Annotated in this window: 23 protein-coding genes; 9 read left to right on the plus strand and 14 right to left on the minus strand. The window is 71.9% G+C overall.

Annotation, left to right across the window (positions count from 1 at the left end; genetic code table 11):
- Positions 1-6 precede the first annotated feature (6 nt).
- Positions 7-615, plus strand: a complete 609-nt coding sequence (locus EV385_RS17595; protein ID WP_130510446.1) for a TetR/AcrR family transcriptional regulator — start codon at positions 7-9, stop codon at positions 613-615.
- 189 nt (positions 616-804) lie between these two features.
- Positions 805-1,365: a hypothetical protein gene (locus tag EV385_RS17600; protein WP_130510447.1), complete on the plus strand. Its 561-nt coding sequence runs from the start codon at positions 805-807 to the stop codon at positions 1,363-1,365.
- 2 nt (positions 1,366-1,367) lie between these two features.
- On the opposite strand, the gene EV385_RS17605 is transcribed toward EV385_RS17600, so the two are convergent.
- Complete coding sequence (locus EV385_RS17605; protein WP_130510448.1) at positions 1,368-2,933, minus strand: GGDEF domain-containing protein; 1,566 nt, start codon at positions 2,931-2,933, stop codon at positions 1,368-1,370.
- A 25-nt stretch (positions 2,934-2,958) separates the two neighbouring features.
- A complete protein-coding gene (locus tag EV385_RS17610) occupies positions 2,959-3,714 on the minus strand; it encodes a TetR/AcrR family transcriptional regulator (RefSeq protein ID WP_130510449.1) in 756 nt (251 codons plus the stop codon).
- A 149-nt stretch (positions 3,715-3,863) separates the two neighbouring features.
- On the opposite strand from EV385_RS17610, the gene EV385_RS17615 reads away from it, so the two are divergent.
- From EV385_RS17615 to EV385_RS17630, 4 genes are all read left to right on the plus strand, one after another.
- A complete protein-coding gene (locus EV385_RS17615; protein ID WP_242624934.1) occupies positions 3,864-5,474 on the plus strand; it encodes an MFS transporter in 1,611 nt (536 codons plus the stop codon).
- A 405-nt stretch (positions 5,475-5,879) separates the two neighbouring features.
- Positions 5,880-7,043: a neprosin family prolyl endopeptidase gene (locus tag EV385_RS17620; RefSeq protein WP_242624935.1), complete on the plus strand. Its 1,164-nt coding sequence runs from the start codon at positions 5,880-5,882 to the stop codon at positions 7,041-7,043.
- 134 nt (positions 7,044-7,177) lie between these two features.
- Positions 7,178-7,702, plus strand: coding sequence for a sigma-70 family RNA polymerase sigma factor (locus EV385_RS17625; RefSeq protein ID WP_130510452.1), 525 nt, complete (start codon positions 7,178-7,180; stop codon positions 7,700-7,702).
- Positions 7,699-8,418, plus strand: a complete 720-nt coding sequence (locus EV385_RS17630; protein WP_242624936.1) for a zf-HC2 domain-containing protein — start codon at positions 7,699-7,701, stop codon at positions 8,416-8,418. Before EV385_RS17625 ends, EV385_RS17630 begins: the two co-directional genes overlap by 4 nt.
- 11 nt (positions 8,419-8,429) lie before the next feature.
- Here EV385_RS17630 and EV385_RS17635 read toward each other — a convergent pair whose 3' ends face one another.
- From EV385_RS17635 to EV385_RS17660, 6 genes are all read right to left on the minus strand, one after another.
- Positions 8,430-8,834, minus strand: a complete 405-nt coding sequence (locus EV385_RS17635; RefSeq protein ID WP_130510453.1) for a thiol-disulfide oxidoreductase DCC family protein — start codon at positions 8,832-8,834, stop codon at positions 8,430-8,432.
- Between the two features lie 41 nt (positions 8,835-8,875).
- Positions 8,876-9,895, minus strand: a complete 1,020-nt coding sequence (locus EV385_RS17640; protein WP_130510454.1) for an ABC transporter permease — start codon at positions 9,893-9,895, stop codon at positions 8,876-8,878.
- 28 nt (positions 9,896-9,923) lie between these two features.
- Positions 9,924-10,892: an ABC transporter permease gene (locus tag EV385_RS17645; protein ID WP_130510455.1), complete on the minus strand. Its 969-nt coding sequence runs from the start codon at positions 10,890-10,892 to the stop codon at positions 9,924-9,926.
- On the minus strand, positions 10,882-12,408 hold the full coding sequence (locus EV385_RS17650; protein WP_130510456.1) for a sugar ABC transporter ATP-binding protein: 1,527 nt from the start codon (positions 12,406-12,408) through the stop codon (positions 10,882-10,884). The genes EV385_RS17645 and EV385_RS17650 overlap by 11 nt, the downstream gene beginning before the upstream one ends.
- A 44-nt stretch (positions 12,409-12,452) precedes the next feature.
- Positions 12,453-15,224 carry an AbfB domain-containing protein gene (locus EV385_RS17655; protein ID WP_207229860.1) on the minus strand — a complete coding sequence of 924 codons (2,772 nt, stop codon included), beginning with the start codon at positions 15,222-15,224 and terminating at the stop codon, positions 12,453-12,455.
- A 137-nt stretch (positions 15,225-15,361) separates the two neighbouring features.
- Positions 15,362-16,438, minus strand: coding sequence for an ABC transporter substrate-binding protein (locus tag EV385_RS17660; RefSeq protein WP_130510457.1), 1,077 nt, complete (start codon positions 16,436-16,438; stop codon positions 15,362-15,364).
- A 161-nt stretch (positions 16,439-16,599) separates the two neighbouring features.
- Here EV385_RS17660 and EV385_RS17665 point away from each other — a divergent pair, with 161 nt between their 5' ends.
- Positions 16,600-17,646: a S66 peptidase family protein gene (locus tag EV385_RS17665; protein ID WP_130510458.1), complete on the plus strand. Its 1,047-nt coding sequence runs from the start codon at positions 16,600-16,602 to the stop codon at positions 17,644-17,646.
- 4 nt (positions 17,647-17,650) lie between these two features.
- Here the strand turns inward: EV385_RS17665 and EV385_RS17670 are convergent, their stop codons facing one another.
- Positions 17,651-19,141, minus strand: coding sequence for a DHA2 family efflux MFS transporter permease subunit (locus tag EV385_RS17670; protein ID WP_130510459.1), 1,491 nt, complete (start codon positions 19,139-19,141; stop codon positions 17,651-17,653).
- Between the two features lie 182 nt (positions 19,142-19,323).
- Between EV385_RS17670 and EV385_RS17675 the strand changes: the two genes are divergently transcribed.
- Positions 19,324-19,590, plus strand: a complete 267-nt coding sequence (locus tag EV385_RS17675; protein ID WP_130513384.1) for a helix-turn-helix domain-containing protein — start codon at positions 19,324-19,326, stop codon at positions 19,588-19,590.
- Between the two features lie 86 nt (positions 19,591-19,676).
- Here the strand turns inward: EV385_RS17675 and EV385_RS17680 are convergent, their stop codons facing one another.
- Positions 19,677-20,780, minus strand: a complete 1,104-nt coding sequence (locus EV385_RS17680; protein WP_165449522.1) for a lysylphosphatidylglycerol synthase transmembrane domain-containing protein — start codon at positions 20,778-20,780, stop codon at positions 19,677-19,679.
- A gap of 25 nt (positions 20,781-20,805) precedes the next feature.
- Complete coding sequence (locus EV385_RS17685) at positions 20,806-22,449, minus strand: MDR family MFS transporter (RefSeq protein WP_130510461.1); 1,644 nt, start codon at positions 22,447-22,449, stop codon at positions 20,806-20,808.
- Between the two features lie 108 nt (positions 22,450-22,557).
- Here EV385_RS17685 and EV385_RS17690 point away from each other — a divergent pair, with 108 nt between their 5' ends.
- Positions 22,558-23,154, plus strand: a complete 597-nt coding sequence (locus EV385_RS17690) for a TetR family transcriptional regulator (protein WP_130510462.1) — start codon at positions 22,558-22,560, stop codon at positions 23,152-23,154.
- Positions 23,155-23,168: 14 nt separating this feature from the next.
- On the opposite strand, the gene EV385_RS17695 is transcribed toward EV385_RS17690, so the two are convergent.
- The 3 genes from EV385_RS17695 to EV385_RS17705 all read right to left on the minus strand — a co-directional run bounded on the left by EV385_RS17695 (position 23,169) and on the right by EV385_RS17705 (position 25,101).
- Positions 23,169-23,642, minus strand: a complete 474-nt coding sequence (locus EV385_RS17695; protein ID WP_207229862.1) for a potassium channel family protein — start codon at positions 23,640-23,642, stop codon at positions 23,169-23,171.
- Positions 23,643-23,725: 83 nt separating this feature from the next.
- Positions 23,726-24,280, minus strand: a complete 555-nt coding sequence (locus tag EV385_RS17700) for a TetR/AcrR family transcriptional regulator (RefSeq protein ID WP_130510463.1) — start codon at positions 24,278-24,280, stop codon at positions 23,726-23,728.
- Entirely contained in the window at positions 24,280-25,101 is an 822-nt protein-coding gene (locus EV385_RS17705; protein ID WP_165449523.1) for an alpha/beta fold hydrolase, read from the minus strand. The genes EV385_RS17700 and EV385_RS17705 overlap by 1 nt, the downstream gene beginning before the upstream one ends.
- Positions 25,102-25,186 lie beyond the last annotated feature (85 nt).

Genomic DNA, 25,186 nt, shown 5'->3' on the forward strand with positions numbered 1-25,186 from the left:
GCCTCCGTGGCGACCGGGAAACGAGCACCCGCCGGAGCGGCGGTCCTGCGCGGGGACATCACCGTGGCGATCCGCAACGCCGTGATGAAAGAGCTGGCCGAGGTGGGTTACGGCCGCCTCTCCATCGAGGCTGTCGCGCGCCGGGCCGGGGTCGGCAAGACCGCGATCTACCGCAGGTGGGGCAACAAGCTCGAGATGGTACTTGAGATCGTCTCGGATGTGGCCGAGCGGGCCGTGCCACTTCCGGACACCGGCACCTTCGCCGGTGACCTCCGGCTGCTTCTCATGATCGCCAGCAAGGCGCTGCAGCACCGGATGGCCTCGCAGATCATCCCCGACCTGATGGCCGAGGCCGCGCGCAACCCGCAGATCGCCGAGACGCTGCAGCGGGCGCTGCACACCCACCAGCACGCGGTCGGCGACAAACTGGTCGGCCAGGCGATCGCCCGCGGGGAACTGCCCGCCGACGCCGACCCCGACGTGGCCGTCGACCTCATCCTCGGCCCGCTCTACTGGCGCGTCGCGGTGGCCCGGACCCCGATCGACGACGACTACCTGGAGAAGCTGGCCGTCGCGGTCACCCATGCGCTGCGGGGTGGTCGCTCGGCGGGCTGAGCCGGTACATGGCTGGCGGTGTCCTCTCGGGGTTGCCGTCGCCGGGCAGATCGGTCCGCCCGGCGACCTGCTGAGCCTTTCCCTCTCCGGTGGCGCGGGTAACCCCCGGGACGGACATCCGGCCCTCAGCCGGTCCGCGTGCCAGCCGATCAGTGCGGTAATCGGGCCGCGCTGACCGGAGGAGCACGGATGCGGGGAAAGCTGCTGGCGGCACTGCTCGTGCCGCTCACCCTGGGCGGGTGCGGGGTGCTCGGGCTCACGGCGGCGACGCCGTCACCGACCGCCACGACCCCCGCGCCGGGATCCGGCGACAGCTGGATCGTCGTGGCCAGCGGCTCGGCGACCCCGAGCCCGGCCGTGACGTACCCCTCCCGGGCGACCACGCTGCCGCCCGTCGCGTACCCGTCGGCGTCCGGCAGCGCCTGCCCGGCCCCGCCGAACGGCCAGGTCGTCATCCCGGTCACGGTCACCGCGAAGGTCCGGTCCCTCACCGTGAGCTGGCCGCGCCGCAGCGCCTCCGCGTACCGGGTCACCGCGGTGCCGCAGCGGCTCATCACGGGCCCCCAGCCCGCGTACAGCTGGACGAGCGTGCCGACCACCGGCACGGGTTGCACCGTCACCACCACCATCACCGGGCTCAAGTCCGGCGAGCCGTACGTGGTGTGGCTGGACGCGCAGGGCACCGGGGCCCTGACCGACGGCACCCGCAACCCGTACAGCGGCGCCTCCTCGGTGGTCTACCCCAAGTAGGTTCAGCAGGCGATGGCGTTGCGGCCGCTCCACTTGGCCGCGTACAGGCGCTCGTCCGCCGCGCGGAACAGCGCGTCCGCGCTCATCCCCGGGGTCATCGCCGCCAGGCCCACGCTCACGGTCAGGCGTACCCCCGCCAGGATGTCCGTCCGGGCGACCGCGGCCCGGATGCGCTCGGCGACCTCGCGGCCCGCCGCCGCGTCGCCGCGCAGGAACACGACGAACTCGTCGCCCGCGTAGCGCACCGGCACGTCCTCGGCCCGGCAGTGGGCCCGCAGGATCGCCGCCACCTCGCGCAGCACGCGGTCGCCCGCGATGTGCGAGTACGCGTCGTTGACCGCCTTGAAGTGATCCAGGTCGATCAGCAGCAGCGCCAGCGGCGGCGCGATCCGTCCGGCGTCGATGCGGTGCAGTACGGCGTCGAAGCGCCGCCGGTTGCCCAGGCCGGTGAGCGGGTCACGCATGATCTCCCGCTCGGCGCGCAGCCGGGCTGTCTCCAGCTCCTCGCGCTGGCGGGCCTGGCGCAGCATCGCCAGCCGGTGCAGCCGCAGCCGCCAGAGCTGGAGCACCTGACTCTCGACGGCCTCGAACATGTCGCGGCTGGACTGGCCGTCGTCGATCTCCCGCGCGGTCTGCGCCATCTCGAACCGGATGATCAGTGGCTCGTCGGGGCGTGCGCCGTACACGCAGAGCTCCCGGGCGGCGACCAGCTCGCGGCGCGCCTCGGCCAGTTGGCCCTGCGCGCGCAGGCTGACGCCGAGGGCCAGGTGCGCCATGCGGGCGTACTGATGATTCTCGCCCGCCCGCAACGGCATGATCGATTCGCGGGCCAGCTTCTCCGCGGGGACGACGTCGCCGAGCTTGGCCAGCGCCAGCGCCAGCATCGCCGTGGTGCCGGCGTCACCGGCGTCCGGTGGCCCGGTCTCCTCCAGGTGGTGCCGGGTGAGCTCGGCGCTGCGGCGCAGCCGGGCCGCGCCCTCGTCGGTACGCCCGACGTGGCCCAGCCGCAGTCCCCAGTAGAGCAAGGTGCCCGCGTGCACCAGCCGGAACGCCGGCGACGCGTAGCTGAGCTGTTCGTAGGTGGCGGCCGCGGTCTCGTACATCTCCGCCGTGGTGGCGGCCTCGGCGAACGAGCAGAGGGCCGAGCGGCGCCGGTCGCCGTCGAACGTGCTGCGGTCGAGCAGCACCCCGGCGCGGGCCAGGTGGTGCATGCCGTCGATGTCATGGCCGCTGAGCACGTGTACCCGGGCGAGGTCGCACAGCGCCTTGGCCTCGCCGAGCACCGAGCCGGCCCGGCGTTGGTGGCGCAGCAGCCGCTCGCCGAGGGCGGCCGCCTCGGCCAGGCGACCCATCTCCAGGTTGGCGTACATCTTGCCCTGCAGCAGGAACGGCAGCGTACGGGTGTCGCCGGTGGCGGCGGCCAGCACGGCGTACGCGTCCGCCGCGTCGATGGCCTCCCGGCACCGGCCCGTGTTCGCCAGCACGTGCACGCGGACGGCCAGCAGGTGCAGTGGCCCGAACGTGGTGACGGGCACCGGCAGCCGGTCGACGGCGGTGCTGACCCTCATGCACCCAGTATTGACCGGTTGCTGCTCAGGCCGTGCCCGCAGACCGTTTCGCCGGAGTTTGCACGTACCGGGCGAGGCCGTCGACCAGCAGGTCGAGTCCGAAGAGGAACCGCTCGTCGCCACCGCCGCCGGTGATGTCGCGGGCGTGCCGGTGCAGGTGCGGGAAGTGTTGCGGGGGCAGGCTTTCGTAGTAGGCGGCGAGCTGCTCGACCCAGTGGGCGAAGTACTGCTCGGGGTCCTTGCCGGTGGCCTCGATGCTCGCCTGCCGCAGCGAGCTCTCGTAGACCTCCGCGACCAGGTACAGGAAGATGCGGTCGACCGCCCAGCCGGCGATCTTGGGTGGGACGCCGCCGGCCAGCAGGACGGCCATCGTCGCCTCGGTGATCCGCAGCGCGTTCGGTCCGGTGGGGACGGTGGCCAGCGCGGCGCGGGCGAGGTCGCGGTACCTCATCAGCCGGGTGTAGCTTTCCCGCGCCATCTGCTTGACCTGCTCGGGCCAGTGGTCGGGATCCGGCTCGGGGACCTCGATGCCGGCGCAGGCCCGGTCGAACATCAGGTCGAGCAGTTCGTCCCTGTTCGCCACGTGGGCGTACAGGCTGGACGGGCCCGTGCCGAACTCGGCCGCCACCCGCCGCATGCTGGCCGCCTCGACCCCCTCGGCCGCGACGATCCGCAGCCCGGCCTCGACGATCTGGTCGCGGGAGAGCGGGGGTCGCGCGGCGCGGGGGCGGCGGCGGCTCCCGTGACGCCAGGGAGGCGAGGGCAGGTCCGGCTCGGTCATCGCGGTTAATCGTAGTTGACGCGAACGGTGTTCGTCTGTAGAACGGTGTTCGTCAAGACGAACACTGTTCTATACATCGGGGGTAACAGATGCAAGCGGTACTGGAAGAGACTCGGACGCCGTACAGATGGCGGTGGGTCGCGCTCTTCGTGATCCTCGCGGTCGAGGTCATGGACCTGCTGGACTCGCTGGTCACGACGATCGCCGGCCCGGTCATCCGCGCGGAGCTGGGTGGCTCGCTGAGCCTCATCCAGTGGCTCGGCGCGGCATACACCCTGGCCATGGCCGTCGGCCTGCTGACCGGCGGGCGGCTCGGCGACATCTACGGGCGGCGTCGCATGTTCCTGATCGGAGCCGCCGGCTTCACCGTGGCCTCGCTGCTGTGCGCCGTGGCCTGGAGCCCCGGCGTGCTCGTCGGTGCCCGCGCGGTGCAGGGGCTGTTCGGCGCGGTGATGCTGCCGCAGGGCCTCGGCATGATCAAGCAGATGTTCTCCGACAAGGAGCAGGCCAAGGCGTTCGGCGCGTTCGGTCCCGTCATGGGCCTGTCCGCCGTCGGCGGGCCGATCCTGGCGGGCTGGCTCGTCGACGCCGACTACTTCGGCGTGGGCTGGCGCATGATCTTCTTCATCAACCTGCCGCTCGGGATCTTCGCGATCATGGGAGCGTTGCGCTTCCTGCCCGAGTACCGCGCCGAGCGCACGCCCCGGCTCGACGTGGCCGGGGTGCTGCTGGCCGCGGTCGGCGCGTTCCTGCTGCTCTACCCGCTCGTGCAGGGGCGCGAGCTGGACTGGCCGGTGTGGGTGTTCGTCATGCTGGCGGCGGGCGTCGTCCTGTTCGTGGCGTTCGGCCGCTACGAGGCCGCCCGCGAGCGGGCCGGGCGCGACCCCCTCGTCACGCCGAGTCTGTTCCGCAAGCGCGCGTTCACCGGCGGGCTCGCGCTGGGCCTGTTCTTCTTCGCCGTACTGATCGGCACCGGCCTGGTCTTCACCCTCTACCTGCAGGTCGGGCTCGGGTACTCGCCGCTGAAGGCGGGCCTGACCACGCTGCCGCAGGCGCTGGGCACGGTCGTCGGGTTCGTGGCCGCGGGCGCCGGGCTCAGCGAGCGGCTGGGCCGCCGGTTGCTGCTGATCGGCACGGTCGTGATGGGGCTCGGCATGATCGGTGTCGCCCTCACGGTGCGCGGGGCGGGCGCCGACATCAGCCCGTACCAGTTGAGCCCGGCCCTGCTGGTGCTGGGCGCGGGCATGGGGCTCGCGATGGCGCCGTTCTTCAACATCGTGCTGGCGGGCGTCGACGACGCCGAGACCGGCTCGGCGTCCGGGGCGCTGACCTCGGTGCAGCAGCTCGGCGGGGCCTTCGGCATCGCCATCCTCGGCACGATCTTCTTCGGGTTGCTGCCCGGCGCGGTGGCCCACCACGTCGACACGTCGGCGGGCGAACTGCGGGCCCAGCTCACGGCCGCCGCCGTGCCGCCCGCGGCGCAGCCCGCGATCATCGCGGGGATCCGCGCCTGCCTCGCCGACCGCGTCGCCGAGGACGACCCCGAGGTGCAGCCGGCGTCGTGCCGGTCCGGGGCCGCGCCCGGTGCGGCGGCCCCCGCCGACCCCGCAATCGCCGGGTACGCCGAGCGTGCGGTGCGCGACGGCTTCCGGGACGTGACCGTACGCACGCTCGGAGTGGCGCTCGTGCTGCTCGTCGCGGCGTTCGGGCTGGGCTTCCTGTTGCCCCGCCGGGCGCGGCCCGCAGCCGCCGGGCACTGACACCGCGGCCTCTCGGCCCCCAGGCGCGGCGGGTTCGGGCCTGGGGGCCTCGTTCGTGCGACTACTTCGGACAGTTGGGACATTCTTCAGTCCGCCGGATGGGCGGGTATTTCTGGCTCCGGGTACCGATTCACGCGGGACCCGAAAGAAGCTCGGGGCACTTTGCCTCTTTCGTGGCACAGGTTCCTTGAGCGCAGTGTGACGATGTGGACACTCGATGTCGCCACATCCGCCTCAGGCATCACCGGATCGGTCCGCAGCCTCAGCCGTTAAGGCGGAAAAGCAGCTCAGCGGGGCCGCCGCGATCGAGGGCGTTATATCGTCGGCTGCGCCGCCGAGAACCGGTGCCGGAGGTATCCCCTCGCCCATCGCCTCCGGATCCCCCCGATGAACGAGGACGGACAAGTGTCGATCTCCCGCCGCGGCCTGGTCGCCGCCGGCTTAGCCGTGGTCACCGTCGGATCGATGAGCGTCGTCTGGACGCTCAACGCCGGCGCGGCCGAGAATCCCGCCGACGTCACCGCGGTGGCGTCGGCGAGCGCGGAGCCGTCCGGCGCCGCCACGGACCCGTCCACGGCCGGCGCAGATCCCTCCACCACCGGCGCAGCTCCCTTCACCACCGTCGACGCGGATCCGGCCGGCCCGGATCCGGCCGAGGACGCGAGCACCCCACCGGCCCGGCTCCCGTGGGGTGGCCGCCCGGTCGCCGTCACCCGCGCCGAGCCTGGCGCCAACAGTGCCAAGGTCGCGGCCGAGGGCGCGGACATCGCCCCTGCGGACAAGTCCGGGGCGACCCAGGCCCCGCCGGAGTTCTCCCCCAAGGGCCGCAACTCCCGGTGGAGTTCGGTCCGCTCCACCCGCACCTCGGTCGTCGCGCCGGTCCCGCCGCCGCTGACCGAGCCGGTGCCCCGCGCGGGTTCCCAAGTCAACTTCCTGTACGGGGTCGGCTCGCAGAACGCCGAGACCGACGGCGCGTACGCGAACTTCTCCATCGCCAAGCCGAAGCTCGCCTCCGGCGACTTCCACACCCTGGCCGAGCTCAGCGTGCAGTCCGCCGACGGGGCGCAGATCGTCGAGGTGGGCTGGACCGTGGACCGCACGGTCAACGGCGACAGCGACCCGCACATCTTCGTGTACCACTGGGTGAACCGTAAGGAAACGTGCTACAACGCCTGCGGCTTCGTCCAGTACAGCCAGACCGTGAAGCCGGGCGACACCCTGCCCGAAGGCGGGAACAAGCGGTTCGGCATCCAGCACTACAACGACGCCTGGTGGGTCGCGTACGACACGGAATGGCTGGGGTACTTCCCGGACAGCCTGTGGAACGGGCAGTTCACCCGTTCCGGACAGGTGCAGTTCTTCGGTGAGGTGGCCTCGCCCAGCACCCAGCCGTGCAGCCACATGGGCAACGGTCTGGCTTCGGACAACGCCAGCGCGGCCCGGGTCGGCAGTGTGGCGTACATCAACGGGCCCGAGGTCGACCTCAACGTCCGCGCCATCGGCGGGGTCTACAGCGTGAACAAGCTCAGCGCCCGGACCTTCCGCTACGGCGGCCCGGGGGCCTGCTGACCGGTCTCGACGGCAACGATGCCCGGCCCTGCGAGGGGGCCGGGCATCACCCTGTCGGCTACCAGTCGAACCAAACCGCCCGCGAGGGTGTACAACGTGGTGGCCGAGCAGCGCCGACGAGGGGAATCAGCGGAATGAGACGACGGGTCAGTCCCGACGAGGAGCTGATGACCGCGCTCTATACGGAGCACTACGCGGTCCTGCTCAGCTTCATCTCGCGGTACGTGCACGACCGCCACAAGGCCGAGGACCTGGTGCAGGAGACCCTGCTGCGGGCCTGGCGGCACATCGACCACCTGGAAGTGGACAGCACCGGCCGCACCCGCTCATACCTGCTGACCATCGCCCGCAACGTCGTGACCAACGCCTGGCGCGCCGAGCAACGCCGTCCCCGGCTGGTCGCCGACGACGCCGCGGTGGAGTCGGTGCCGTCGGCCGACAGCGTCGACCAGCTCGTCGAGGGCTGGCTGGTGGCCGAGGCGCTGGAACGGCTCTCCGCCGAGCACCAGGCCGTGGTGAAGGCCATGTACTACGAGGGTCAGAGCGTCGCGGACGCGGCGCGCCGGCTGTCCGTGCCGGAGGGCACGGTCAAGTCGCGCGCCTACTACGCGGTCCGCGCGCTGCGCACCGTGTTCGAGGAGATGGGGGTGATCCGATGACCCCGAGCGTGTCCGACGAACACGATGAGCTGCGCCTGCTGCTCGGCGGTTACCTGCTGGGCGGGCTCGACGAGGGCGACACCGACCGGCTCGACGCGCACCTGCACGGCTGCGACCAGTGCCGCGACGAGCTGGACCGGCTGGCGCCGATCCCCGAACTGCTGCAACGCCTGCCGGAGGCCGCCCGCGACGCCGAGCGGGGCGGCACCCTGGTCTCGCTGTCCGCCCGGCCCAGCCCGGAACGGGTCGAGGAGCTGCTCTCCCGGATGCGCGCGGAGCGCACCCGGGGACGCCGGATGGCCCAGGTCCGGTGGCTGGCCGCGGCCGCGGTGGTGCTGATCGCGGCGCTGATCGGCTTCGGCGTGGTCACCGCGGACCGGCGCACTCCGCCCACCGACGCGCTGCCCAGTCCCGAGTTGGTGACCGCCCGGTTCGAGCCGGCGACCGGCAGCGGCCTGACCGGTCAGGCCGTCGTCACCCCGAAGGCGTGGGGGGTCGCGATCTCGCTGGACATGTCCCGGGTGGAGGGCAAGGGACCGTTCGTCTGCCAGGTGCGGGACTCGGCCGGGCACGTGGAGCAGGCCGCCGCCTGGGGTGCCACCTCCACCGGCGAGGCCAAGGTGACCGGGGCCAGCTCCGTCCATCTGGGCGACGTTGAGGCGATCTCCATCGCCGACCGGGACGGCCACGTGCTCGGGACCGCCACCCTGTCCTGAGTACGGGTCATTCAGGACGGCGGTCGCAGCGCGTCGCGCTGGGCCTGCGGCAGGGAACAGGCGGCGGTCCCGCCGGGCAGCATGTGCCGGTGCTCCGCCACCCACCGGTACGCGGGCCACGCGGCGAACCGCACCGGCGGAGTCTGCAGGGCGCGGCCGGGCAGCGTCCAGAGGCGCCCCGCGTCGCGCAGCAGCAGCGCGATGGCGTCCGGCCCGGCGGCGATCGTCCCGTCCGTGCCCACCCACTGCACCGACTCCTCGGCCCGCTCCCGGGTCAGGCCCAGCGCCGCGAGGTCGGTGAACTGCCACGGCACGACCGCGGCGCGGGTCGGGATGCGCCGCTGGATGAAGTCCGCACAGGTGCTGCAGAACGAGCAGTCGCCGTCGAAGACGAAGGTGGGCCGGTCCGCGTTCATGTGACCATCCTGGCACCCGGCGCCCCTGGTCGCGACGTGGCTCAACTCACCCGGCGGAGCCGGTTCAGGTACGTCTGTGCCACCACCACCGCGGCCAGGAAGACGCCGCTGACCACCTGCTGCCAGTTGCTGTTGAGGGTGCCCACCTGGTTGATGAGGTTCTGTACGACCGCCAGCAGCAGCACCCCGGCGACCGTGCCCCCGACCGACCCGGCACCGCCGGTGAGCAGCGTGCCGCCGATCACCACGGCGGCGATCGCGTCCAGCTCCATGCCGGCGCCCAGCACGGTCACCCCGGAGCCCAGCTTCGCCGTGTTGATCGTGCCGGCGAGCCCGGCCAGCACGGCGGACAGGACGTACACGCTCACCCGGGTACGGCGTACGGCGACGCCCATCAGGCTGGCCGCGTCGGCGCTGCCGCCGACCGCGAACACCGCGTTGCCGAACCGGGTACGCGTCAGCACCAGCGCGCCCACCAGCACGAGCACGGCGGCCAGCCACACGGGGTAGCCGAGGCCGAGCAACGATCCGTTGCCGAAGGCGCGGAACGCGTCATCGCGCACCAGGTACGTGGTCGAGCCCTCGTCGGTGATCGCCCGCATGAGCCCGCGGGCGCCGAGCAGGGCGGCCAGGGTGACGATGAACGGCGCCATCCGGGCGTACGCGACCAGCGTCCCGTTGAGCACTCCGATCACGCCGCACAGCAGCAGCGGCGCAGCGAACGCGGCGGGCAGTCCCCACTGCGACGCGTACGCGGCCACGACCCCGCCGAGGACGTACAGCGAGCCGACGGAGAGGTCGATGCCGCCCGTGATGATCACGAAGGTCATGCCGAGCGCGATGAGCATCGGCGCGGCGGCGGCGACCAGGATCGTGGCCGCGTTGGCGTAGCTGCGGAACTCGGGGAAGGCCAGCGCCCCGGCGAGCACGACGACCGCCAGGACGGCCGCGGCGCCCTGGCGCTGGATCAGGCCGACGATCCGGTCGGTGCGTTCGGCCCGGCGCGGATCTGTGCCGGGCCGCGCGGGGACCGGCGAGTGCGACACGATTCCCTGGGTCACCTGGTCTTCCTCCCCCTGTCCACCGTGGTCACCGGGTCCTGCTCTCCCGGGCCACCGTCACCGCGACGAGGATGATCGCCGCCTGCACCATCTCGGCCGTGGAGGGTGGCAGGTTGTGTTTGATCATGGTGGCGACGACGAGCTGCATGAGCAGCGCGCCGGCCACCGTGCCGAGCACCCGGACCCGGCCGCCGGTCAGCGGTGTCCCGCCGACCACCACCGCGGTGATGGCGCTGAGCTCGATCAGCAGGCCCACCGCGGACGCGTCGCTGGACTGGATGCGGGCGACCGCCAGGATCCCGGCGATCGCGGCCAGCCCGGAGCAGACCATGTACACCGTGGTCAGGACCCGCTTGACCGGCACACCGGCGAGTTCGGCGGCGGGCCGGTTGCCGCCGATCGCCAGCAACCGGCGGCCGAACACGGTGCGCCGGACCGTGAACCCGATCACGAGGACGAGCAGGCCCGCGATCCAGACCGGCAACGGGACGCCGAACAGCTCGCCCGAGCCGAGATAGCGCAGGTCGGGGTTGCGGATGTCCTTGAGCTGGCCGCCGGAGATCACCACGGCGAGGCCCCGGCCACCGACGAACAGGGCAAGGGTCGCGACGATCGGCTGCAACCCGACCCGGGCCACCAGGGTTCCGTTGATCAGGCCCACCGCGACCCCGGCCAGCAGCGACACCAGGATCGCGGCGAGGACGCCGTAGCCCAGGTAGAGCGGGATGAGGGCGGCCGCCAGCGCCATCACGGAGCCGACGGACAGGTCGATGCCCTCGGTGCCGATGACCAGCGCCATGCCCAGCGCGACGATCACCACCGGCGCCACCTGCACCAGCTGGATGCGCAGGTTGCTCCAGGTCAGGAACGAGGGCGTGAACAGCACGTTGGCGAGCACGAGTACGGCGATGGCGGCGTACACGCCGTAGCGGGGGAGCCAGGCACGGAGCCGGGCGGGGTCCAGGAAGGGTCGCGGGGCGACCGCCTCAGTCGTCATCGTCGTCTCCCGCCGCGGCGATCGTGGCCAGCAGATCCTCCGTGGTCACCCGGTCGCCGTCGAGGACGCCGACGATGCCGCCGTCGCGCAGCACCACGATCCGGTCGGCGCCCTCGACGAGCTCCTCCGCGTCGGAGGAGACCAGCACCACCCCGAGCCCCCCGGCGGCCAGCTCGTCGATCAGGGCCTGCACCTCGGCCTTGGCGCCGACGTCGATGCCCCGGGTCGGCTCGTCCAGCAGCAGCACCTTAGGCTCGGTGGCCAGCAGGCGGGCCAGCAGCACCTTCTGCTGGTTGCCGCCGGAGAGGTCGCCGACGCGCTGGTACGGCCCGGACGCCTTGATCCGCAGGCGTTTCATGAACGTCTCGACGATCGCGTCGATGCGGCGCTCGGAGACCAGGCCGAGGCGGCTCAGCCGGGGCAGGACCGCGAGCGCGATGTTCTCCCGTACGGAAAGGTCGGCGACGATGCCCTCGGCCTTGCGGTCCTCCGGCTGCACCGCGATGCCCGCCCGCAGCGCCGCGACCGTGGTCGGCCGGTGCAGGTCCGTGCCGTCGACGGTGATGTCGCCGCGGTCGATCGGGTACGCGCCGCCGATCGCCTTGATCGTCTCGCTGCGTCCGGCGCCGAGCAGCCCGCCGAGGCCGACCACCTCGCCGGGCCGTACGTCGAAGCTGATGTCGTGCAGGCGGTGGCGGCTGGTCAGGCCGCGGACCCGCAGCACCGGGGGTGCGTTCGGGTCGGCGGTGTCCGCGCCGGAGAAGCCGGTGAAGCCGTCGCGCCGCACCTCGGTGGTGTCGCGGCCGAGCATCAGCGCGACGAGCTGGAGGCGGTCGAGCTCGGCCAGCCGCCCGGTGTGCACGACGCGGCCGTCGCGCAGGATGGTGACCGCGTCGCAGATCCGGTACAGCTCGTCCAGGCGGTGACTGACGTAGACGATGCCGATGCCCCGGGCGTGCAGCTCGCGGATGACCCCGAACAGCGTCTCCACCTCGCGCGGCTCCAATGAGGAGGTGGGCTCGTCCATCACCACCACCTTCGCGTCGATCATGACGGCGCGGGCCAGGGCGACCATCTGCTGTGCGCCCAGCGGCAGCGTGCCGAGCTGGCGCCGGACGTTGGCGGTGACGCCGTAGCCGGCCAGGATCTCGGCCGCCTCCTTGTGCATCCGGTCGAGGTCGAGCAGGCCGGTGCGGTGGTACGGCTCCCGGCCGAGGAACAGGTTCTGCGCCACGCTCATCAGCGGGATGAGGTTGACCTCCTGGTAGATCGTGGAGATCCCGGCGCGCTGGGCGTCCAGCGGGGTGTCGAAGCGGACCGGCTCGCCCCGGTAGCGGATCTCGCCGTGGTCCGGCTGGTACACGCCCGTCAACACCTTGATCAGGGTCGACTTGCCGGCGCCGTTCTCGCCGACCAGGGCGTGCACCTCGCCGGGCCGCAGCGTGAATGTGACGTCGTCGAGCGCCCGTACGCCCGGGAACGACTTGCGGACGTCGACGACCTCAAGCAGCGTCATGAACCAAGTCCCTCACGTCCCAACACATTCAGTCGTCCGAACATTCAGGCCAGGGGTGGCGCGTTCGTCCAGGTGGCGTCGGCGGCGTAGCTCGCGGTGGCGTCCCACGTGTTGCCGCCGCCACTGGTGGCGATGTAGACCGCCTCCGCGTAGTGGCGCCAGTGATAGCCGGGGTAGTTGATCGACTCGAGGGACACGTTCCCGGCGCCGCCGTTCAACGGCGGCTGGGCGCAGAACGTGGCGTCCTGCCGGAACAGCGCCGAGCCGTCGTCGGCCGCCTTCTGCAACCGGTACCCCGAGTGCCGCAGGTACTGACCCGGGAAGTTCACCGACTCGAACGAGTAGCAGCCGTTGTCGGCCAGCCCGGCACGCACCGTGAACGTGGCGTCCTGCCGATCGAGCATCGGGCTGCCCGCGCTGAGCACGTCGGTGCGGGCCAGGCCGTCGCGGTGGCGCAGGTACCGGTCGGTGTATCCGGGCGTGGTCACCCGGAACGACCGATTCTGGCCCACCGGCAGGTCGGCCCCGCTGCGCCACCACGCGGTGGTGACGTTCCAGGTGGCGTCGTCGGCGAACGAGCCCCCGGTGTCCGGGTCCATCCACACCTCGGCGTTGCGGTGCCGCAGGAAGTACCCCGGCAGGCTGGCCGCCTCCAGCGAGGTCCCGCCCCCGGACCGGCCCGGCCGGGTGCAGAACGTGGCGTCCCCGGCGTACGTCCCGCCGTCGTTGGCCTCCTTGTACACCCGCAGGCCGCGGTGCCGCAGATACTGCCCGGGGAAGTCGCGCGACTCGAAGGAGTAGCAGGCGGGGTCGGACAGCCCGGGCCGGACCCAGAACGTGGCGTCCTGCCGGTCCACCGTGGAGCTGCCGCTGGTGATCACCGACGTCACCGCGGCGCCGTTCGCGTGCCGCAGGTAGCGGTCGGTGTAGCCGGGCGTGGTCACCCGCAGCGACACCAGCCTGCCCGAAGGCAGCGTGGTGCCGCGCGCCGCGCCCAGCACGGCCAGGTTGACGGCCCGCACCCGGGCCAGGTCCATCTTCGCCACCCGCCGGTCGTAGGTGTAGAAGCCGTTCAGCTCCTCCTCCACGTCGGTGGGCTCGGTGTAGATCGAGCCGGACAGCCCGTTCGCACTGATCAGGTCGACCAGCCGCCCGGTGATCTGCACGTACCGGTCGGTGAGGGCGGTCGGGTCCGGCAGCCACTCGTACGCGAACTTGCCGCTGCTCGGCCACTCGTGGCCCGGCATGCGCAGGCCGAGGCCGCCGTACTCGCCGTTGACCGCGAATCGGGTCGCGGTGGGGGCGCGGGTGATGCCGGGGCCGACGTACATGTGGTCGTCGATGACGTCGCCGTTGCCCGGGTCAGGGTCGGAGTCGCAGCAGTTGGCGCCCGAGTTGTGGTTCACCATCCGGGTGGGGTCCCAGCTCTTCACGAGGTCGGCGATGCGGCCCGCGTCGTACTCGCCCCAGCCCTCGTTGAACGGCACCCACTGCACGATCGAGGTGATGCCCTTGTGCAGATCCACCATCGCCCGCAGTTCCCGCTCGAAGCGGGTGCGCCCGGCCGTGGACGGTTCCCTGCCGCTGGGCAGGGCGGGCATGTCCTGCCAGACCATCAGCCCGAGCCGGTCCGCCCAGTAGAACCAGCGGTCCGGCTCCACCTTGATGTGTTTGCGGACCGTGTTGAAGCCCATGGCCTTCTGCTGTTCCAGGTCGAAGCGCAGGGCCGCGTCGGTGGGCGCGGTGTACAGGCCGTCGGGCCAGAACCCCTGGTCGAGTGTGCCGAGCTGGTAGACGAACGCGCCGTTGAGCGTCGGGCGCAGCACCCCGCCGAGCATGGCCTTGCCGAGGACGCGCATGCCGACGTACCCGCCCACGGTGTCACCGCCGCCGGTGCCGGTCAGGGCGACCCGCAGGTCGTACAGGAACGGGTCGTCCGGGGTCCACAGGTGTGCGTTGGGCACGGGGATGCGGATGGGTGCGCCGACCGCGCCGGTGGCCGAGCCGACCACGGTGCCGCCGGAGAGGACCTGCGCGCTGACCGCCTGGCCGCTGATCCCGGTGCCCTGGACGACCAGGTCGAGCGCGCCCGCGGCCAGGTTCGGGGTCGGGTCGAGGCGGGTGATCCGGGCCGGGTTGGTGGGTTCCAGCCAGACCGTCTGCCAGATTCCCGAGGACGGGGTGTACCAGATGCCGCCGCGGCTGAGCCGCTGCTTGCCGATCGGGATGTCCTGGGTCTCCACGGGCGCCCAGACCCCGACGATCAGCTCGTTCGTCCCGGCCCACAGCGCGGCCGTGATGTCGTAGGAGAACCGGTCGTAGCCGCCCTCGTGCGTGCCGACCGCGACGCCGTTGACCCACACCGTGGACTGCCAGGTCACCGCGCCGAAGTTGAGCTGCACACGGCGCCCGCTCCAGCCGTCGGGCACGGTGAACGTCCGCCGGTAGTACATGTACGTCTCGTGCCGCATGATCCCGGAGAGCGCACTCTCGATCGGGTACGGCACGAGCACCTCCTCGGCCAGCGTCCGCCCGACCGGCGGGGTGCCCAGATCGGCCGCGCCCGCGAACTGCCAGACGCCGTTGAGGCTCTGCCAGTCGGGCCGGGTGAGCTGCGGGCGGGGGTATTCGGGCAGGGGATTCGTGGTGGACACCTGGCTCGTCCACGGGGTGCTCAGCGGCGGCGTCTTCGGGACGAATCCCGCCGCCTCGGCAGGTCCGGTGACCGTCAGTGCGCAGGTGGCGGCGGCGAGCGCGGCGGCAGTGGTGGCCAGCAGGCGCCGCCAGGCGGGGACGGTGGGGGAAGGTGCGTGCACGTGCTCTCTCCTCTGCGGGGTCGGCAGAGCGGAACGGGGAGTGACGTTGGAGATCGAAGCGAGGACCGAGGCGTGGCGGCGCCCCCGGGTCGCCCCGGGTCCGCCCGGCGCCGCCACGCCGGTTCGTTGCGCGTCGGTCAGTACGCGCTGGCCAGATCGGTCTTCGCGTTGCTCGCGTCGTACTGACGGTCCTGGATGACGATGTCCGCGGGGACCGGCTGGCCCGCGAAGAACGTGGTGGCGGTCTGGAAGGCCAGCGGGCCGAACCGGGGGTTCGACTCGATCACCGCGTTGATCCAGCCGTCCACGATGCCCTGGACCGCACCCTTCGTGCCGTCGATCGAGACGACCTTGACGTCACCCGCCTTCTTGCCCGCGCCCTTGAGGGCCACGACCGCGCCGAGCGCCATCTCGTCGTTCTCGGCGTAGATGCCGTTGATGTCCGACTTGGACTGCAGGAGCTGCTCCGTGACCTTCTGGCCCTCCTCGCGGGAGAACTGGCCGGTCTGCTCGAACACGATCTTGATGTCCGGCGCGACCTTCGCGATCTGGTCCTTGAAACCGCTGGTCCGCAGCGTGGTGACGTTGTTGCCCGGTGCGCCCAGCAGGATCGCGACGGTGCCCTTGTCGCCCATCGCCTTGGCCATCTCGTCGGCGGCCCGCTTGCCCTGCTCGGCGAAGTCGGAGCCGATGAAGGTCAGATAGTCCTTGCAGGCCGCAGCGTTGATCTTGCGGTCGATGGTGACGATCGGGACCTTCCTGGCCGACGCCTTCGCGAAGACCGAGTCCCAGCCGTCGGAGTTCAGCGGCGCCACGATCAGCAGCTGCACCCCGGAGTCCAGCATCTGCTCCACGTCGCTGATCTGCTTGTTGAACTGTGAGTTCGCGTTCGTCGTCGTGAGGTTCGTGATGCCCAGCTTGGCGGCCTCGTCCTTGATGGACTGCGTCTCGGCGATGCGGAACGGGTTGGCCTCCTTCTCCGACTGGGAGAAGCCCACCTTCGCCGTCCTGAGTTCGACCTTCGTGCCGCCGTACTGATCGAGGGTGCAGGTCGCGCCGCCCGGCGCGGCGGACGCGACGACCTGGGCCCCGGCCGCGGAAGCGCCGCTGGTGGCCGTGTCGCCGTCCTCGGACTTCGCGCAGGCGCTGAGGAACAGCAGGGCCGCACCGAGGATGGCGGCCGCCGGCCGCCAACGGCCGGACGCAACGCTCATGACGATCTCCTAACGAGCGGAAGGAATAGATCGATGGTGGTAACTGGCCGGAAACACATTCACTCACTATCGAACTTTTCCTGTCAAGGTCAGTCGCCTTCGCCCATCACGGGGGTCCGATCCGCCCGAAATCGGCTTGCCGGGTCGGCTTTGATGGAGACATGCGCCCCACGTTCCGTACGCCGCCGAAGCTGTCCCCGGGTGACCGCGTCGCGGTCGTCTCCCCGTCGTTCGCCGCCCCGGCCGAATTCCCGGACCTGCATGAGCAGGCGATGCGGCGGCTGCGCGACGACTTCGGCCTCGAACCGGTCGAGTACCCCACCACCCGGCAGCTCGGGGCCGCCCCCGCCGAGCGGGCCCGCGACCTGATGGCCGCGTACGCGGACCCCGGCATCCGGGCCGTGCTGGCCACGATCGGCGGCGACGACCAGATCACCGTGCTGCCGCACCTGGACCCGGCGCCGTTCCAAGCCGACCCGAAACCGTTCTTCGGGTACTCCGACAACACCAACCTGCTGATCTGGCTGTGGCACCACGGTGTCGCCGCCTACCACGGCGGCTCGACCATGGTGCATGTCGCCCGCGGTGCGGGCCCGCACCCGGTCTCCGCCGGATCACTGCGCGCCGCCCTGTTCACCCCGGGCGACCTGGAGATCACCCCGGTCGAGGAGTTCAGCGACGAGGAACTGAGCTGGCACGACCCCGCCTCGCTGACCAGCTCGCTGCCGCACGTACCGAGCCCCGGCTGGGTGTGGCACCAGCCCGACCGGGTGGTCACCGCGCCGACCTGGGGCGGCAACCTGGAGATCCTGCACTGGCAGCTCGCTGCCGACCGGTGGATCCGCCCGGTGGACGACTACGCGGGCTGCGTGCTCCTGCTGGAGACCTCGGAGGAGATGCCGCCGGACACCGAGGTGTTCCGGATCCTGCGCAACGCCGGAGAACGCGGACTGCTGGCGCAGTTCCCGGCCATCCTGGTGGGCACCGCCAAAGCGTCGTCGTTCTCCGCCCCGCGCCCGCCCGAGGAACGCGCCAGGTACCGCGACGAGCAGCGCGAGGCGGTGCTGCGCGCGCTACGCGACTACCACCCCGAGGCGATGGTGGTCTTCGGTGTCGACTTCGGACACACCGACCCGCAGTGGATCCTGCCGTACGGCGGCTCCGTCACCGTGGACGGCCCGGCCCGCCGGATCACCGCCCACCTCTGACCCTTCAGACGTGTTCCGGGGTGGGGTGCCGGGGCGGCCCGGCGGGGTCGCAGAAGCTCCGGACCGGGGTCTCCGGCGTCCCCGCCGCCTCCGGCGTGGCCTCGTGCAGGCGGCGGGGCACGAAGACCGCGGCCACCGCGGCGCCCACGACCATCAGGCCCGCGGAGATCAGCAGGGCGGTCCGGTAGGTCGGGTGCAGCGCCACCGGATCGGTCAGGCTGCCGCCACCGATCCCGGCCGCGAGCGGCAGCACCGCCACCGACAGCAGCCCCGCCGCCCGCGCGACCGCGTTGTTGACGCCGCTGGCGATGCCCGCCCGGGTGTCGCCCAGCGCACCCAGCGCGGTCGCGGTCAGCGGCGCCACCAGCATCGCCAGGCCGAGACCGAACAGCACCACCGGCGGCAGCACGTCCACCGTGTACGACGCGCCCGGCCCGATCGCCGACAGCCAGGCCAGCGCCGCCGCACACACCAGCGGCCCGACCGTCATCGGGATGCGCGGCCCGATCCGCTGGGCCAGCATCCCGGCCCGGGCGGACAGCAACAGCATCAGTACGGTCACCGGCAGCAGTGCGATCCCGGCCGCCAGTGGCGGGAACCCGGCGACCACCTGAAGGTTCAGCACCACGAGGAAGAAGACGCCGCCGTTGGCCGCGTACACCAGGAAGGTCACGACGTTCGCCGCGCTGAAGGCCCGCGACGCGAAAACGTCCAGCGGCAGCATCGGGTGCGCCACCCGGCGCTCGACCAGCACGAACGCGATCAGCCCGGCGATGCCGACGGCCAGCGAGGCGAGGACCACCGGGCTGTCCGCCCCGCGTTCCGGCCAGGCGGTGAACCCGTACGTGAGCCCGCCGAGCCCGGCCGCCCCGGTCAGCACCCCGGCGAGGTCGACACCACGGCCCGTGACCGTGGTGTCCCGCGACTCCGGCACGTGCCGGGCGGTGACCGCCAGGACCGCCAGGGCCAGCGGCACGTTGATGAGGAAGATCAGCCGCCAGCTCCCGAGCTGGACCAGCCAGCCACCGAGGAACGGCCCGAGCGCCCCGCCGATGCCGGCCAGCCCGGACCACGCGCCGATCGCCCGGGACCGGTCCTGGCGTACGAACGACGCCTCCAGGATGGCCAGCGCGCCCGGGGTGAGCAGCGCACCGCCCATGCCCTGCAGCACCCGGGCCACGATCAGCAACTCGGTCGTCGGGGCGAGCCCGCAGAGCAGTGACGAGGCGGCGAACCAGGCCACCCCGAGCTGGAAGATCCGGCGTCGGCCGTACCGGTCGCCGAGCGCGCCGCCGAGCAGGACCAGGGCGGCGAGGCTGAGCCCGTAGCCGTTCACGGTCCACTGCAGGCCGGCCGCGTCCGCGCCGAGGTCGCGGCCGATCGCGGGCAGCGCGATGTTGACCACGGTCGCGTCGATGAAGGCGAGGCTGGAGCCGAGTACGGTGGCCAGCAGCACCCAGCGGCCGGTCGCGGTGCCGTACCGCACGAGAGCCATTCCCGGACCCTAGCCCGCCGGGGTGTTCGCGTTGTGCACGCGAACCCGGTCGCGCGAACTCGAGGCCACGGCTTCGTCAAGTCGCGTCACCCGTCCCGTGAGCGCGTACGTTCTCAATTAGGTTGGTGTGCACGTACGTGCTCAGATGGTAGGTTGAGCGCGTACGTTCTCAGGGGGTGGCGATGCGCATCGACACGGCGCACGATCTCAGCCTCTTTCTGCGCGAGGAGCGTCGCCACGCCGGGCTGAGCCAGTCCGACGTCGCCGCCCGTGCGGGGGTGAGCCGGCGATGGCTGTCCGACTTCGAGGGCGGCAAGGTCACGGCGGAGGTCGGCCTGGTCGTCAAGGTGATCCGGGCGCTCGGGCTCATGATGGAGGTGCGCCCCGCTCCCAAGCCCGAGATCGATCTCGACGAGTACCTGCGTCGCTTCGCGGGACCGCATGACTGACCAACTGGCCGTGTTGCTCGCGGGCCGCCGCGCGGCCACCCTCGACCAGGGCCCGGGCGGCTGGCCGACCGGGGTGTCGCAACACGTCAAGCGTTGCCGCGCGGCGCTCGCGACGAGGTGAATCGGGCGGTGGCGGGGCGGCGGCGGAGCCGTACGTATGCGGTCAGTCCCGGCGGGAGGATCAGCCAGAAGGAGATGAGCCGGTAGGCCAGCACGACGGCGGCGGCGCCCGCCTCCGCGATCCCGCCGGTGACCAGCGCCGTGAGCAGGCTGGCCTCGATCAGCCCGATGCCGCCCGGGGTGAGCGGGATCTGCCGGGCGATCTGCACGGCCAGGTAGGCGGTGGCGAGATGCCGCCAGGGCACCTCGACGCCTACCGCGTGCGCGGCCGCGACCAGGCAGGCCAGGTCGAGCAGCCAGTTCACGGCCGCGTACGCGATGGTGGCGGCCCAGTCCCGCAGGCTGACGGAGCGCACGTCCCGGGCGGCCCGGCGCGCCTGCTCGACGGCGCGGGCCACCATGGACCACCGCGTCACGGTGCGGCCGACCGTGTGCCGCCACCGGTGCGCCGTGAGCGCGATGACGCCGACGACGGCGAGCGCCGCCAGCGAGGCGAGAAGCGGACCGGGCCGCTCGGTGGCGGCCCGGATCAGCCACGCCGTGGTCCGGGACGCGAAGGCGGCTCCGGCCAGCAGGGCGAGCCCGGCAGCGGAGGCCAGCCCGGAGAGCACGGTCACGGCGGTCGCGGTGCCGGTCGCCGCGCCGTGGCGCCGGTACTGACGAATCGCGAACGCGGCGGACATCGCACTCCCGGCGGGCAGCACCATGCTGATCGCGGAACGGCTGTACGTGATGGCCACCGCCTGCCGTACCGGCAGCCGGACGCCGGCGCCCGCCAGCAGGCGGCGCTGTTGCAGCGCGAACGCCACCTGGGACAGGAACTGCAGCAGGATGGCGGCGGCGATCCAGCGCAGGTCCGCGTCGGCCAGCATCCCGGCGACGTCGCGCGGCGCCGGGATGCGTCCGCGCAGCGTGAACCCGGCGGCGACGGTGGCGACCGCCAGCACCGTCAGGCGCAGCCACCACGGCGGCCGGCGGCGCCGTCGTGCCGTGGGTTGCGGGGCGGGGGTGGGCTCCGCCAGCTCAACGGATTCCCCGTCCTGATCGCGTATCCCCGTCGCCACAGTCACCTGGCCCCTCCCGTCAGCCGGCAGGTCAGCGGGAGGCCGGGGTGCTGTAGCGGTCGGTGTCCACGGGGACCTCGTCGAAGGCGGGAGCGCCGTCGAACGCGTCGGCGGCGACGGCGGCCGATCGGGTGGTGTCGTTCAGGTCGAGGCTGGTGCGCAGCGTGATCTGTGGCAGCAGCAGTGCGGCGACGACACCGATCGCGGCGATGGCGGCGGAGATCAGGAAGATGTGACCGGTCGCGTCGCCGTACGCGGCGCGGATGATGTGCCGGATCGGCTCGGGCAGCGCGCCGAGGTTGAGGCTGCCGCCGCCGGAACCGCCGGTGGGGTGCACGCCGATGGCGGCGAGGTCGCGCGTGACCCGGTCGGTGACCCGGTGGGCGAGAATCGCGCCCAGCACCGAGACGCCCATGGTGCCGCCCAGCGACCGGAAGAACGCCACCGTGCCGCTCGCCGCGCCGATGTCCTTGAGGGCGACGGTGTTCTGCACGGCCAGCACCAGGTTCTGCATGGTCATGCCGACACCGACGCCGACGACGAACATGGCGGCGCCGACCAGCGTCAGCGAGGTCTCGTGGTCGATGGTGCCGAGGGCGGCGAAGCCGGCGACCAGAATGAGCGAGCCGGCCACGATGTAGGGCTTGACCCGGCCGCTGCGGGTGATGAGCCGCCCGGCGATGACGGACGACAGGACGACGCCCGCCATCATCGGGATGGTCAACATGCCCGCCTCGGTGGGGCTGTAGCCGCGGCCGATCTGGAAATACTGTCCGAGGAAGACGGCGCCGCCGAACATGGCCATGCCGACCGCGAGGCTGCCGAGGATCGCCAGGGCGGTGGTGCGTTCCCGGACGATGCCCAGCGGGACGACCGGGTCGGCCGCGCGGGACTCGACCCGGATGGCCAGCGCCAGCAACGCAACCGACGCACCCACCATGACCGCGGTCTGCCAGGAGAGCCAGCCGAAGGAGTCGTCGACGAAGGAAATCCAGATCATCAGTACGCTGACGCTCGCGGCGATGAGGCTCGCGCCCAGGTAGTCGATCTTCACCTGGTCCCGCTTGAGCGTGGGCAGGTGCAGCGTGATCTGCAGCAGGATGAACGCGACCACGGAGAACGGCACGCCGACGTAGAAGCACCACCGCCAGCCCAGCCACGACGTGTCCGCGATGACGCCGCCCAGCAGTGGGCCACCGACCGTGGCCAGCGCCATGACGCCACCGAGATAGCCGTTGTACCGGCCGCGCTCGCGGGGCGGGATCATCGCGGCGATCGCGACCTGCACGAGGGCCTGCAGGCCGCCGACCCCGAGGCCCTGGAACGCGCGGGCGGCGATGAGCTGTTCCGCGTTCTGCGACAGGCCCGCGATCACCGATCCGACCACGAAGATCACGATGGCGATCTGGATCAGCAGCTTCTTGTTGAACAGGTCGGCGAGCTTGCCCCAGATCGGCGTGGCCGCGGTGGCGGTCAGCAGCGTCGCGGTGACCACCCAGGTGTACTGGATCTGCGACCCGTTCAGCGCCCCCATGATCGTCGGCAGGGCCACCGACACGACGGTGCTGGACAGCATCGCGACGAACAGGACCATCAGCAGCCCGCTGAGCGCTTCCAGGGTCTGCCGGTGGGTCATCGGCTGCGCGTCGAGCGCGGCGGTGGTGCGAGCGCTCATCGCGCGGCCTCCAGCCCAGATGGTTGGTCCGTACGAGCATCTACCGAATCTTGCTCAGTATGCAACTTTGCCTTGTGAGAATTAATTCACGTCGAGTAGCCTCAGGTCGTGACCCAGGCGATCGGACTGCGCGAACGCAAGAAGGCCGCCACGCGGCTGGCCCTGCACGAAGCGGCGATGCGCCTGGCCGCCGAGCACGGCTTCGACCACCTGACGGTCGAGGCGATCGCCGACGCGGCCAACGTCTCCCGGCGTACCTTCTTCAACTACTTCTCCGGCAAGGAGGAGGCCATCGCGTACGCCGACGCGGTCCGGGTGGCCTGCCTGGTGCGGCTCGTCCGCGCCCAGCCCGCCGACGAGGTGCCGTGGGTGGCGCTCACCCGGGTCGCCGACCAGCTCATCACGGAGTGGTACGCCGACCTCGACCCCGCCTGGCTGGCCCAGCGACGTCGGCTACGCGCCCATCCGGCGCTGGCCGCGCAGCAGATCGCGGCGTACGCGACGGTCGAGCGGGAGCTGGCCGCCGAGCTCGCCACCCGGCTCACCGGCCCGGACGCGGAGCTGCGTTCGCGGGTCCTCGCGGCCACGTACCTCACCACGGTGCGGGTGGCGATCCAGCACTGGACCGACCACCCGGACGGCTCGGTCCGCGACATGATCCACACGGCGCTCGCCGCCGCGGCCCCGGCACCGCACGGCCGATGACCGTGCCCTAGTGATCAACTGTTCGGTGGCGTGCTCCGCGCGTGCTCCAGCAGCCGCTCGATGCGGGTCAGCTGCGCCTTGAGGTCGGCGAGCTGCGCGGCGATCGGATCCGCCTCCGCGTGCTGCTGGGCGTCGGCGCCGGCCGCGCGCTCCTGCCGGGCGCGTTCCACGAAGCTTGAGGTGATCGCGGCGGTCACGATCGCGACGAACGCGATGGCCTCCAGCATGAACAGCGCACCCACCACGCGGCCGACCGCCTTCTCGGGGACCACGTCGCCGTAGCCGACCGTGGTGACCGTTTGCAGGGCCCACCACAGTCCGGTGCCGACATCGGGAAACTCCTCGGGGTCGACGATCCGGATGAGGATGCCACCGGCGAGGACGCTGACCACGGTCGCGGAGACGATGACGGCCATCGCTGCGCGTACCGACAATGGCGTGCGCATGAAGGCCGCGAACCTGCGTTCCACCAAGCTGAGCTTGAACATTGTCGGCTCCTCGCTGCCCGGGACCTGTCGTGGGACCAGTTAACGGTGCGCGACTGTGCGGGGAAAGCCGAACCGGAGAGCCGTCAACCTTCTCGGGTGCGGTCGAGGAACTCGGCCACCGCCCGGCGTACCGCTGGGTCCGGGACGCCGCCGGGCAGCTCCAGCAGCGCCGCCTCGGCCACCAGGGCGATGAACAGGCGGGCGCAGGTGCGCGGCTCGCGCCACCCCATCGCCGCGAAATGCGGTTCGGTCAGCACCGCGACCATCTCGTTGCGCGCCCCGATCTCCGCCTGGATCACCGGTTCGATCCGCGCCTCCAGCAGCAGCGCCTTGACCGCGCGTTCGTTCAGGCAGCCGTCGAGATACGCCAGCGCACCCGCCAACAGGGCGGCGCGACCCGGCGGCTGGTCTCCGACGGCGTCGCCCATGCCGCCGAGAACGCGTTCGTGGAACAGATGGTGCAGGGCGAGCAGATACTCGGCCCGCCCGGCGAAGTGCACGTAGAACGTACCTTTGGCCACACCGGCTTCGGCGGTGATGGCGTTGATGCTCCACCCCTGCAAACCCCGGCCGGCCAGGCGCAGCCCGGCCGCCAGCAGCGCCGCCCGCTTGCCTTCGGGGTCGCGGACCCGGGCCATCAGATCCCCTGTCTGCCGCCGCGCCCATCCATCTGGTCACCGCGGGCGTGCGCGGCATCGCCTTCGACGCGGTCGAGGAACGGCTGCACCTCGGCGAGGAACGCCGCCGGATCCTCGGCGAACGGCACATGCCCGGTGTCGAAGGTGATCGTACTGGCCCGTGGCAGACTGCGGGCGACCTGGGCGCGGGCCCGGGCGCCGAAGACCGGGTCGTGGCGTCCCCACGCGACCAGGGTGGGCGCGGTGATCTGGTCGGCCAATGACCGGAGGTCGAAGTCGGGGTCCCGGAAGCTGCGCCAGATCGCGGCGTCGATGACCGCCCGCACGTCACCGCGACGGTAGGTCGCGCGCTCGATGATCTGCCGGGTCAGTGGTGTACGCAGGTGCAGGTACGAGGAGGCGAACCGGCGGTTGATCAACCGGGTCACGCCGGGGCGTCCCCGCAGCGAGATGAACAACCGGTCGCCGAACCCCAGGACGGGGAATCCGCCGGGGCTGACCAGCACCAGTGACCGGACCCGGTGCGGCGCCTCGATGGCCAGCCGGGCCGCCGCGTATCCGCCGATCGAGTTGCCGATGATGTGTGCCGCGGGCAGGTTCAGCCGCTCCACGAGCGCGGCCAGCTCCGCCGCGAACGCGCCCGCGCTGGCGCTGCCCGGCGGCTCCGGCGCGGGTGTGCGCCCGAAGCCGGGCCAGTCCACCGCGATCACCCGGTTGCGGCCGCTCAGCGTCGGTACGACGCCCGCGTAGTCGCGGCTGTCGTGCCCGTTGGCCGGCAGCAGCAGGACCGGGGTGCCGGAGCCTTGATCACTGAAGTACATGTATGCGATAGTGACTGACCGGTCGGTCATTAGCAAGGGCGGCACGTCTTCCCACGTCAGGGCCGAGACCGTCGTGACGTCGCTC

The organism is Krasilnikovia cinnamomea (genome assembly GCF_004217545.1).
Classification (GTDB): Bacteria; Actinomycetota; Actinomycetes; order Mycobacteriales; family Micromonosporaceae; genus Actinoplanes; species Actinoplanes cinnamomeus.

Coding starts and splice junctions, on each gene's coding strand:
- EV385_RS17650 (WP_130510456.1), bottom strand. CDS start 12,408: ATGACGCTGCTTGAGGTCGTCGACGTCCGCAAGTCGTTCCCGGGCGTA.
- EV385_RS17630 (WP_242624936.1), top strand. CDS start 7,699: ATGACCCCGAGCGTGTCCGACGAACACGATGAGCTGCGCCTGCTGCTC.
- EV385_RS17635 (WP_130510453.1), bottom strand. CDS start 8,834: ATGAACGCGGACCGGCCCACCTTCGTCTTCGACGGCGACTGCTCGTTC.
- EV385_RS17645 (WP_130510455.1), bottom strand. CDS start 10,892: ATGACGACTGAGGCGGTCGCCCCGCGACCCTTCCTGGACCCCGCCCGG.
- EV385_RS17675 (WP_130513384.1), top strand. CDS start 19,324: ATGCGCATCGACACGGCGCACGATCTCAGCCTCTTTCTGCGCGAGGAG.
- EV385_RS17670 (WP_130510459.1), bottom strand. CDS start 19,141: ATGGCTCTCGTGCGGTACGGCACCGCGACCGGCCGCTGGGTGCTGCTG.
- EV385_RS17705 (WP_165449523.1), bottom strand. CDS start 25,101: ATGTACTTCAGTGATCAAGGCTCCGGCACCCCGGTCCTGCTGCTGCCG.
- EV385_RS17625 (WP_130510452.1), top strand. CDS start 7,178: ATGAGACGACGGGTCAGTCCCGACGAGGAGCTGATGACCGCGCTCTAT.
- EV385_RS17600 (WP_130510447.1), top strand. CDS start 805: ATGCGGGGAAAGCTGCTGGCGGCACTGCTCGTGCCGCTCACCCTGGGC.
- EV385_RS17695 (WP_207229862.1), bottom strand. CDS start 23,642: ATGTTCAAGCTCAGCTTGGTGGAACGCAGGTTCGCGGCCTTCATGCGC.
- EV385_RS17700 (WP_130510463.1), bottom strand. CDS start 24,280: ATGGCCCGGGTCCGCGACCCCGAAGGCAAGCGGGCGGCGCTGCTGGCG.
- EV385_RS17660 (WP_130510457.1), bottom strand. CDS start 16,438: ATGAGCGTTGCGTCCGGCCGTTGGCGGCCGGCGGCCGCCATCCTCGGT.
- EV385_RS17605 (WP_130510448.1), bottom strand. CDS start 2,933: ATGAGGGTCAGCACCGCCGTCGACCGGCTGCCGGTGCCCGTCACCACG.
- EV385_RS17610 (WP_130510449.1), bottom strand. CDS start 3,714: ATGACCGAGCCGGACCTGCCCTCGCCTCCCTGGCGTCACGGGAGCCGC.
- EV385_RS17665 (WP_130510458.1), top strand. CDS start 16,600: ATGCGCCCCACGTTCCGTACGCCGCCGAAGCTGTCCCCGGGTGACCGC.
- EV385_RS17685 (WP_130510461.1), bottom strand. CDS start 22,449: ATGAGCGCTCGCACCACCGCCGCGCTCGACGCGCAGCCGATGACCCAC.